This is a genomic window from Protofrankia coriariae, from assembly GCF_001017755.1.
Taxonomy (GTDB): Bacteria; Actinomycetota; Actinomycetes; order Frankiales; family Frankiaceae; genus Protofrankia; species Protofrankia coriariae.
The window spans coordinates 1-10301 of record NZ_JWIO01000075.1 but is presented as its reverse complement, the minus strand read 5'-3'; the positions used below and the strand labels follow the sequence as shown (position 1 = coordinate 10301).

Annotated in this window: 9 protein-coding genes; 1 reads left to right on the top strand and 8 read right to left on the bottom strand. The window is 63.4% G+C overall.

Annotation, left to right across the window (positions count from 1 at the left end; all coding sequences use genetic code 11):
* The first annotated feature begins 264 nt into the window (after positions 1 to 264).
* The gene (locus FrCorBMG51_RS32755; RefSeq protein ID WP_268760599.1) at positions 265 to 387 is read left to right on the top strand and encodes a hypothetical protein; all 123 of its coding nucleotides are present in this window, start codon (positions 265 to 267) and stop codon (positions 385 to 387) included.
* Between the two features lie 1083 nt (positions 388 to 1470).
* On the opposite strand, the gene FrCorBMG51_RS23845 is transcribed toward FrCorBMG51_RS32755, so the two are convergent.
* The 8 genes from FrCorBMG51_RS23845 to FrCorBMG51_RS23810 form a co-directional block, all read right to left on the bottom strand.
* The gene (locus FrCorBMG51_RS23845; protein ID WP_086055656.1) at positions 1471 to 2670 is read right to left on the bottom strand and encodes an ISAs1 family transposase; all 1200 of its coding nucleotides are present in this window, start codon (positions 2668 to 2670) and stop codon (positions 1471 to 1473) included.
* 312 nt (positions 2671 to 2982) lie between these two features.
* The gene (locus tag FrCorBMG51_RS23840) at positions 2983 to 3180 is read right to left on the bottom strand and encodes a ferredoxin (protein ID WP_162233283.1); all 198 of its coding nucleotides are present in this window, start codon (positions 3178 to 3180) and stop codon (positions 2983 to 2985) included.
* A gap of 108 nt (positions 3181 to 3288) precedes the next feature.
* Positions 3289 to 4869 (bottom strand): ABC transporter permease, encoded by a 1581-nt coding sequence (locus tag FrCorBMG51_RS23835; RefSeq protein ID WP_047225247.1) that lies wholly within the window; start codon positions 4867 to 4869, stop codon positions 3289 to 3291.
* Positions 4869 to 5429, bottom strand: coding sequence for an ATP-binding cassette domain-containing protein (locus tag FrCorBMG51_RS23830; protein ID WP_047225246.1), 561 nt, complete (start codon positions 5427 to 5429; stop codon positions 4869 to 4871). Before FrCorBMG51_RS23830 ends, FrCorBMG51_RS23835 begins: the two co-directional genes overlap by 1 nt.
* A complete protein-coding gene (locus FrCorBMG51_RS34255) occupies positions 5413 to 5916 on the bottom strand; it encodes a DUF2470 domain-containing protein (protein WP_086055653.1) in 504 nt (167 codons plus the stop codon). Before FrCorBMG51_RS34255 ends, FrCorBMG51_RS23830 begins: the two co-directional genes overlap by 17 nt.
* Before the next feature lie 10 nt (positions 5917 to 5926).
* Positions 5927 to 6268 carry an antibiotic biosynthesis monooxygenase family protein gene (locus tag FrCorBMG51_RS23820; protein WP_047225244.1) on the bottom strand — a complete coding sequence of 114 codons (342 nt, stop codon included), beginning with the start codon at positions 6266 to 6268 and terminating at the stop codon, positions 5927 to 5929.
* Positions 6269 to 6335: 67 nt separating this feature from the next.
* Positions 6336 to 7562 (bottom strand): cytochrome P450, encoded by a 1227-nt coding sequence (locus FrCorBMG51_RS23815; RefSeq protein WP_139342469.1) that lies wholly within the window; start codon positions 7560 to 7562, stop codon positions 6336 to 6338.
* Between the two features lie 114 nt (positions 7563 to 7676).
* On the bottom strand, positions 7677 to 9695 hold the full coding sequence (locus FrCorBMG51_RS23810) for an aminotransferase class III-fold pyridoxal phosphate-dependent enzyme (RefSeq protein ID WP_157180655.1): 2019 nt from the start codon (positions 9693 to 9695) through the stop codon (positions 7677 to 7679).
* Positions 9696 to 10301: the final 606 nt, after the last annotated feature.

The window sequence follows — 10301 nt, the reverse complement described above, 5'->3', positions numbered from 1 at the left end:
CGGCCCGGCCGTGCCGGCACACACCTGGTCGGGTGGCCCGGGGGGGGATCGCACCCCCGGGCCACCCGACCAGGGTCGCGGAGGATCTCGTCTCGGCCGATCGCCGGTGCTAAGATCGCGGCGGAGGCGGGATGAGGCGAGCCCAGGCAGGCCATGGCTCATGTTGCGGTTGCGAGTCCGATTCTCGCGGCGTTGCTCGTGTTGGTTGTCGGTCTGAAGGCGTTGAGCGCAGTTCTGGCCGGTAGCAGTAGGAGGGAGGGCACGATGAAGAAGATTGTCCATATCATGGCACGGGCGGTCATCGGAACCGTGGCCGCCGTCGTCCTGCACATCGCAGCGTCCGGATTGACGTCCGCCTGGGCGTCCCCTGATCCCGTCTCCATCTAGGGAGAGCCTGTCTTGTATTTGGACGGTTGACTATCGAGTTGCTGCCGTGCCGCTTCAGTTCCTCGGCACCAGGGCGCCTTGGCGAGATCGACCGCACCAGCCATCGCCACTGTGGAAGACGGGTCTATTTCTTTCGCCAGAGCGCGATTACGTCCATCTTAGCTTCCCCGGCAGCCGCTCTTCTGGGCGTCGCACTCGGACCGCTACTGACTGCACGCACTGAAGAACGTAAGCGCCGCAGAGATCGACGAGTCGATGCTTGAGCTAATATTCTGATCACCGCCGACAGTCTTCGTGACGGCTACTATGCGGAGAGACCGTGGCTCATTTCGAGTGATCGTATGACTGCTGTGCTTCGACCTCTTCTCGAGGCTCACGTTGACCTTCTTCTCTTCGGAGCCCGGGATGCTGGCATAGCGGCCCGCCATTTAATCAACACTGTGATGCTTGTGGGAAAGTCGAACGATAGGTTTAAAATCGAAGAGGTGTCGCGGGCTGCTGATCAACTTCGCGATGTCCTCCGTAAAGAGATGGGCTTTCAGAAGATTGGCAACATCAGAAGCGTCGAGCCTGGCCGGATCCCCTGGTAATTCCGAGATATGACCAATGACTCGTTCCGTTCAAGGCTATCGCATACAGTAATAGTCGACGATGGTGATCGATCAGTCTTTTGATTCTGCGGGGTCTAATTATTTACGGATCTGCAGGCAGGATCGTGTCGGTGTCGGAAACTCGCCCGTCGGCCTGACCGGGGATTCTGTGCTACCCATCAGCGCAACGGACGATCTACTCGGCTTCTGTCGGACGGTGGCGGGACCGTGTATCTTTGTCGTCCGACAGTGGTCCGCTGGCCTTAGCTCCTGTCACCTGCGGCGAACGGTATCGACGATCACAGGTGTGATGGTTCGGCTGGTCTATCTCTATCTCGTCTTCCGTCACCTGGTCGGCTGGCTGGCCCTGGTGGCCCGCAGCTCAGCGGTGAAGGACGCCGAGGTCCTCGTGCTGCGCCACGAACTCGCGGTGCTGCGAGGGCAGGTGTCCCCACCACCAGGGCTCCGGCATGTTGGGGTTATGTCCGTTGTGTCAGGGGAAGCCGTGAAGATCAAGGGCTGCGGTCGGGGTGGTGTGGTCGCGGCGGCCGGCCGGGATGTAGCGGTAGCCGGCACGACGCAGGGTGTTGATGACCGCTGAGCGCAGGGTCGCGAGGTTGGCGGGGGCGTTGCCGGTGCGGGTGGTGCTGGCGTCTTCGCCGAAGGTGACGTCGCGGACGTGGTGGACCTTGTTCTCGATGTGCCAGTGCTGCCGGGCGAGGGCGGCGAGTTGGGCGGGGCTGGCCTGTGCGAAGGTGAGATCGGTGATGGCGTAGACGGTCTCGCGGCCAGGTCGCTGTCCGGTCTGTCGTCGCCACCGGTGGATCCTCACGGCCTGGCAGGCGTGCGGGAAGTCCAGGTGGGCGACGGTCGCGGCCTTCAGGGTGCGGGTCTCGTCCCGGCCGTGGGCGTGGCCGCGGGTGCTGTCGGCGGTGGGGACCTCGGTCCAGGGCAGTGCTGCCAGCTGGGCGCGCAGGGTGGGCTGGTTGGCCTTGACCACGGCCAGGTAGTGGGCGTTCTTGGCGGTGACCAGCCAGTCGAGGTTGGCGCGCACGGTGTGCATCGCATCGGCGGTGACGGTCACCCCGGTCAGGTCCAGCCCGGACAGCAGCGGCTGGAAAGCGGTGGTCTCGTTGCTTTTCTGGTCCACTTCGACCTGGGTGAGCAGCCGGCCGTCGCCGTGGGCGGCCACGCCGAGCAGGTGCACCCTGCTCCCGTCGGGGCGGCGGGCACCGCGACTGGTCTTCCCGTCGACGGCGAGGGCGGGCCCGGTCCGCCCTGGTGGGGACGGCACCGGCGGTGGGTCTGGCGTGTCGGGGCCGGTGGTGTCGGGTGCGGGGCCGAGCACGGCGGCTGCCAGGGCGTCACGGTCCAGGCGGACCAGCAGCCGGCGGAACGTGGACTCGTCCGGCCTGCGGTGTCGCCGGGTCCAGGGGTCCACCGGCATCCGCAGCCGGGCCAGCTCCGCGGGGCTTGCCCGGGCCACCCACTGCCCGGCCGCGCAGACCGCGTCGTGTCCGGCGGCGGTCAGCGCGCACAGCAGCGCCGCCAGCAGGCACGGCAGCGGGTAGACCCGGCCCCGCGGGGACCGCGGATCGGGGACCTTCTCCAACCGCTGCCAGATTTCTTCCCGCAACACGCCACCGGGCGCCCCCGCCCGGGCCGCGACGCGGGACAATGCCGCAACAGGCACGCCGCACCCCAGACCACGAAGACTTTAGACACCTCCGTGATCTACAAGCGGCGTGCCTGCTTTTCTCGCAGCGACACGTGGTCCCGGTCGCGTCCCGGCCACCCGCCCCACCAGCGGCTGTGATCAGAACGGGACAGGGAATCAACCGGTCAAATCCCCAACACGCCGGAGCCCTGCTCACAGGCCCAGGCCGACTTTTGGCACCCCACAGCCATAACCGACGGTGGATCGGGGTTCAACGGCGGAGACTGATCAGCTGTTCGGAGGAATGTTGAGCGGCCTCCACGGCCTTCTGGCGATTAAACGGCAAGATCAGTCCGAGTAGGTGCTGAGTGCCTGCACCGGGCACGCGTGCATGCCTTGCTCGGCCTGGTCCTCGTCACCGTCAGGGACCTCTCGCGCGATGCCAATGTTACTGTAGCCCTGACTGTCCAGGGAGAAGAGCGCCGGATCGATCAAATTGCATTGCCGCTTGGCTTCACAGACCGTGATGTCCACTCTGACCTTCACGGATATTATCCTTTCCTTTCGATGGTGCCCAAATCCCCAGCCGGGTCGTTGACTGTTACCTGTAGCGACATTGAGGGCCGGCTGCACGGCGGTCCTCTCGGCCGCAGTCTACTCGGGTAAGCCGTTCATGATCGAGAAGTTCGCGATCGTTCGCAGGGACAGTAGAAGCACTCCTGTCGCGGCCGCCACCGCGCCGAGCAGCCAGCCGCTGGCCAGCGCAATATCGGTGGCGCTGTGGAAGCTCGTGCTGAACGCAGAGTCGATCAGGACTTGCACGGAGCCCGCCGACGGTAAGCCCTCGGACCACGCCGGCAGCTGCGGGCCCAGCATGTAGTCCTGAGCGATACCGACATCGAGGAAAGGGAGCAGGAGCATGCACAACGTTCCCCCGACGCGGCCGAGGACCGGCGCGAAAGCGGCACCGATACATCCCCACGTCACCGAACCCAGCAGATACGCGACCACGAATAGTCCGTAGTTCTCCGGCCGGAAGCCGCAGAAACCTACGAGCAGTGCCGCCAGGCTGACGATACAGGACGCGGCCGCGACTGTCAGCAACCTCACGATGAGAATGCTACGTCGGCGGTAACCGCTGACAATCAGCCGCGAGTCGGCCTCCCTTGAACGTATCACGACAAACAGACCTGTCACGGCGGACAGGAACGACACGGTCATATATCCCATGTAGGCACCGTGCAGCTTGGGCATCGCCATGGTCAGCAGCACCGCCTGGTTGTCAATGACCGCGGGCACCTGGACCTGCACTCCGGTGAACATGAAGAAACTGACCCCGACAAAGGTGACGGGTGTGGCCAGCAGCACCAGCAACAGGAGCCGGTTTCGCGCGTATGTTCGTATCGTCGACCGGGTGAGCTCGGCCGCCGGGCGGCCGATCGGTCGTGAGTCCTGAGATCCGACCGGTACCGGGTGACGGCCGGGATCTCGCTGGCCGACGGGTTTGACCTCAAACTTCGCCCGGGTCCACGCCACCGCCGCGTGGGCCACCTGCCGGTCGAGCAGAACAAAGCTGGCGATCAATGACAGCGAGAGCCACACGATGCCGCCCAACAGGGCAGTCGGAAAGCCGTCGACACCGGACATGATGACCTCGCTCGACGGGCGGGAGGGCACCAGAGCCGCCAGCCGCAGCGAGCCGCCGCCCATCGCCGGCCCCAGGAAGACATCGAGCATCCACACCCCGACGAGAGCCAAACTGCCCGTCAGTTCATCATGGACAAGAGAGCCGACGATCGCCCCGAAGCAACCGTAGGTCCCAACCAGAAGGCCTGTTCCAACGGCAATCTGCAAGGTTACGTTGACATCAGTGCACACACGCAGCGCGGCCAGCGCGGACCCCCAGCAGCCAGCCCCCACCAGGGCGAAGAGCGCCAGACGCGCGATCGAGATATCCCAGCGGGCCGTCCTCAGATCGACCAGGTGGTCCGCGCCCCTGGTGCGGCTCGTCGAGAAGTAGGCGCCCAGACCAGCACTTATGGCACCAGCCCAGGCCGCCGAGAACGAGCCCATCATATTATGGCCGGTGTGACCTCCGAGCACGCGCGCGAAGTCGGTCAGTGCATCGGCGGACACGAGTACGAACACGATGGGGAAGCATACGAGCAGCAGGCAGTTCAGTCGATGCCTAAGAAAGTCGACTGCGAACAGGCGCGATAGCTGGAACGCATTCACTAGCTGACCCGTCCGAGTTTTCCATTGGAAAGATTGTAGACCTGGTCACACAGTTCCGTATCATCCGTACGATGGCTCACGATGACAATGCAGGTGCCATCCTGACGTCGCAGCTTCGCCAGCTCCCAAAACCGTAGGTAGGTATCCCAGTCGAAGCTGGCGTGGGGCTCGTCAAGCAGAACCAGTCTTGGCTCTCCCAGCAGTGCCAGCGCCAAGTTCAGCTTCGCCTTGGTACCAAGCGACAGCTCGTCGGTCACCGAGTCCGCGTACTGCGCGAAGGACAGCTGATCGAGCAGTTCCTCGGCCGCCTGGTTAATCTGTTCGACTGACAACCCAACCGCGCTCCCGAAGAGCCGGAAGTGCTCCCGAACGGTCAGCCGGGCGTACAGAGCCGCCTCCTGCGGGCAGTATCCGACCCGCTCGACGCGACGCAGCTCACCCAGATCTGGGGTTTCCAGACCCACCAGTATCCGCAGCAGGGTCGACTTGCCTGCCCCGTTCTCGCCAACCAGTGCCACGATCTGCCCGGGGAACAGTTCGAGATCAACTCCCCGGAGCACGCGGCTCTGCTGCCGCCACGCTAATCGCGGTCGGTAACTTTTCTCGATCCCCTTCGCGGTGAGGATGGCTCTGCCCGCAGGGGAGGTCCGTCCCGAGATCACCCCAGTCGGCTGCAGCTGTTCCGCATCCCCGCTGGCACCGGCGGCACCGGCGGCACNCACCGGCGGCTCCGCCGCCGCCCTGATCCGCCATCCACCGGGCCAGCCCGGCCAGCCGGGTCACCTCGTCCCTGATGCGCTCCGGGGCACCCGTGCCGCCGGCGAACGGAATCCATAGATCCGTTCGGTCAGCGGGGGTCGTAACCTGAAGATTCATCCCGTGGCCATCGATCTCGGTGGCCACGGCGGAGATGGCATCGGCTGCCTTACCGAGCTCCCGGCCGATGATCAAGCAGTCGTCGGAATGAGCTGCGTTCAGATGTGCCAGCGCTCTGGCGCTGCGGACCGCGGCATCTTCCAGTTCCTCGGTTCTGTTGGCCTCGAGCATGGCGGCGTCGCTATGCAGTCGTCGTAGAGACTTCGAAGGACCAGACCTCACTTTCGATGGTGAGCGGACCGTCGCCGTGCGTAGGCGAGCTCCCGGAGTGTCCGTGTCCCGATAGCTGACCGCGGTGCATCTGGTCAAATACGGCCGAGTTCTTCCAGGCATCATACGAGGCCGCCGAATCCCACCGGCTGACAACCAGCCACCGGTTTCGCTCGTCCGTTGGACGCAGCAGCTGGAAATCCACGAAACCCTGCTGCCCGCTGAGTAACGCGCTTTGCGCTTCGAACCGTTTCGCCAGCTCGTCCTCAACCCCAGGCGGCACTGTTATCGCGTTGATCATAACCGTCGTCATCTCAACTCCACCTCGTCGGTATCAGCTCACTCGATTGACGGTCCGTACTGGCGGTCAACCCACGCCGTCACCTCAACTTGAGCCGGGCCGGTAGCCTCTGGAAGCCGGTGATGTTCATCGCGTGCACCGACTCGGCGGCGTCGAGGTCCAACTCAGCACTCTCGACGCGGTTGAAGAACTCGCCGAGCCCGGCGACCATCTGTAGGCGGGAGACGTGAATGCCTAGGCAGCTGTGTATACCTCGACTGAAGCCCATGGCCAGGCGAGAGTTCCGGCGATCGATATCAAACGTGTCCGGATCGGAAAATATTTCCGGGTCCCGATTGGCCGCGCCGAACAGCAGCAGCACGCGCGCACCCTCGGGGATCACCGTGTCGCGGATATCAACATCCCAGGCCGTTGTTCTTCTCATGTACTGTGTGGACGCATCCCGGCGAATGGTCTCATCAATGGCGTTCATTCGCGTGGGCTCATCATTTCGGACCAGCTCCACCACACTCGGCTGCGCCGAAACATTGGCCAGCACATATCCGGCTGTCCGAGCGACGTCCTCTGGTCCAGCCAGTGCCATGAGGAATAAGAACCCAAGAGCCTCCACCTCTGACATCCTGTCACCGTCGGCACTTCCATTGATCAGCCTGGACAGGAATGTTCCCTCCGTGGCGTAAAGCCGAGGCAGATGCTCTTCGGCCAGGAAGGTCATGATATGCCCGATGGCCTCTTCTCCGGCCGCGGTGAAACTGATGTTTCCGCGCTTGCGCTGGAAGCACGCATTGAGCCATTCTCGCCAGAGTGGACGAGACTCCGCCGGGATCTCGAGCAGCTCGAGGTCGTTCTCGATCGCCCACGGGAGGAGCAGATCCTGGCACACATCCAGCTCGGCTCCCGGCAGCCGGTCGAACTGTGCGACGAAGTTCCGACCGAAAGCTACCTTGAAACCGGCGACAGCTTTGGGCACGAAGGAGCCGCTTACCATGGTCCGCATCCGGGTGTGGTCCGGAGGATCGAGGAACGCCATCATCGGGACCGGGAGTTCTTCAAGCGTCTGGTCCTCGTACACCGTGCCTTTGCGTGCCGAGAACGAGAGCGGGTCATGGAGTGCCCCTGCGACGTCGTCGTACCGTGACAGCGCCCAGAAGTCGTCCTTCTCGTTGTAGTAGACCGGCTGCTCTTCTCGAAGAGCCTTGTAGTACGGGTAGGGATCGTCTGTCACCAGGCTGTCCAGCGGAGAATAATACGCCATTGCGTCTCCGTCCTTTCCGGGATCGGTACCTTCAAGCGTGCTCGCAGGCACCTCATCTTTCTGCGGTCTGCCGAGTCAGACTGGGTGTGAGCGGCGTCGCGAGGGTTCGCGTCAGCCCTACCTGTTCTACTGTTCCATGCCTCAGCGCAGCGTCGAAGGTGAACACTATTCTGTCGCCCAATCGACCGCCGAGCGGAAGTAGCGCGCTCGGCGAGCGTAGGTTAGGAGGCCCCGTACGGCGTTTACATAGACGTGTACAGGGCGCATCTGGCGGGTTCCGCGCTCGAGTCTGTTGAGAACTTCGCGCAGCTCAGCCTCGTCGGCGAATATCCGCTGATGAAAGCGGAGTATCGGCACGAAGACCCCGCAGTTGGACAGCACTAGCTCGGCGAGGGCCATTTCGAGCGCACACCCCAGCGCCGAGCGGCGGTGGAACGGGAACCAGCGGCGAGAGAGAGTGAGCCGTACCAGTCCGCCCTCACCCGAGACGGCCGCAAAGATCCTGGACTGTGCGAAGATGCGCCGAAGGCCTTCGGCGAACATCTCCTGCAGCCGCGTCGCCGTCACGATTCGCTCGGGATCTGCACATCCAGAGAGTGCGTTCAGGGCGATATGCGCGCTGAGCTCGCACCGGTAGTGCCGAGTGAGCTTCTCGACTAGTTTCGGGTTTCTCGCGGCCGCGCGACGGTAAACATCGTCGGTAACGAGAGCGACGCCGAGCGGCACCGTCATATCACTCAGGGGCTTGGCCATCGCCGATACGTCGACGTTCAGCGCGAGACGCCGATGTACCAGGAAATCTCCACCGATCCGCCACCCGCCGGTCAGCACCTCGTCGATCCCAACCAGGTAGCCTCCCGGCGCCTTGCAGCGGTGTACTAACTCGATAATCGAGTCGGGGATGGGCCGGCATTCAGCTCCCTGGATGAGTTCCAGCCAGACCAATGCCACGTCTGGCCGGTTCAGGACCGTCTCCAGCCGAGACTCGCAGCCGGGTTCATCGAGGTCGATGTACTCAAGATTGGCATAGTACGGTCGGAACGCTTCTCTGTCCGACTCGGTCAACAGCGTGCCATGCTTGCTGAGACTGAGCGAGATGGGAGTCTTCCCGGAATAGTTGCCACGAAAACTGACAATGGTTTTACGATCCGGCTGCGCGAGCATGGCGAAGCTGACAGCTAGATCAACGGCAGTGCCGCCGCTCACGGCGGGCACCGAGTGTGGATACCCCGTCAGTACCTGCAGCACAGACTCAAGCTGATCGTAGTAGCGCCCGTCCGGGCGGTGCGCGGTAAGGACGTTCTCCACCAGGTCTGGAGGGTTGTGGCCGCGTAAGTTGCTACCCGATCCACCACCGGAATCGATGATCTCCCGCCCGTCGGAGAGCACCAGCCGGCTACCTAGTGCGCTCTTGATGTCGAGAGCCATTCCCATGGCGTCGTTGAGACGGGCCATCGGGGGGTTCACGTAGTGATGGAATGCTCGTACCCGCGCCGTCATCGTACCTTCGATACGCTTGAGGACAATCTCGTCCTCGGCTTCGATCAGGTCAGCGGCATCTAGCGCCTCCAGTACCGCGCGAAGTGAGACGGCGGCCCCGCCGAAAGTGGTGGTATGCGCGGCGGCGTCTTTGATGTTGTTCCACACTGAATGAGCCCGCTGGCTCATGGTCAGACATCCGAAAGGAAGCTGTCGAGCCGAGAGGTCCTCTCCGAAGATATGGGCGTCGGCCTGTATCCCGCTCTGGCTGAAGTACGTGCCGCCCAAGTCGCGGCCGAGATTCGAGAGGACGAGTAAGGCGCCCGATTCGTGTCCAGCGTCGGCGAAAGCGTCGTGCAGGCGGGGCCGAGCTTCCCATTCTGAGCGTGCGACGATCACGCCCGACCAGGCCTTTTCCGCTAGTCGGTCAGCTGCCACGTCGAGAGACTCGACGAAGCACAGTCCCGGCGCGAGACTCTGTGAGGAACCCTGCTCTGTAGGATCAAAGAAGACGCGCAGATCCTGCTCTGGATCGACGATGAGGACCCTACCGTCATTAGCTCTCCTGTGCCGCACCGACGAGTGCCGGCACAGTTTTATGGCCGCCCCGACCGCTTCGACACCTGAGTTGGTGAAGAATGTTCGGTAGGGCCCACCCCGAGCCTGTGCACGCTGCAGCAGACGGTCGAGCAGAAAACCCAGCATCGCCCCCTCGGCACTGATCGTGTTGCTCCCGATGAGAAGGTTACAACGCTGACTGAGGTTGTATTCAGTCAAAAGATTGAGGGTCGACCGCGTAGCCGACGTCAGAGCCGCACGAGCCATAAACTTCGGATCCTTCCTGCCCGGCGCAGCCTCACTTTTCCGCCTACGACGTAGCAGGCCGCCAATGCCAACTTCACCGGCGAAGGAGACGGAAAGTAGAAACTCTGAAACCAGTTCTATAAGGCTACCGCGTACCCTGTCAAGACCCCTCTCGGGATTTCGGAAGCAGTCTCCATGCTGTTGGTGCTGTGCGGCCCGGCTCCAACGCTGTACGTGTACACGGGCGGCGCGAAATAGCCCGTGACCTGGGCAGACGCAGGGATTCCCCGGCCGCGACGTACTTTCTCGCCGCCAGCCGGCCATCTCGATCGCTGTTCAACCGCCGTCTCCGTGAGTTGGTGGCGCAAGAGGTCTCCACGCAGGTAGGTGTTGAGCGGGACCTGGATCGCCCCGGTCTTGGCGGCACCCTCGGAGCGGGCGATGTCGTCCGCGAGGAGTGCGAGGCAGCGACGGACGTCGCCGGGGCGGTAGATGTCAAGTCAAATG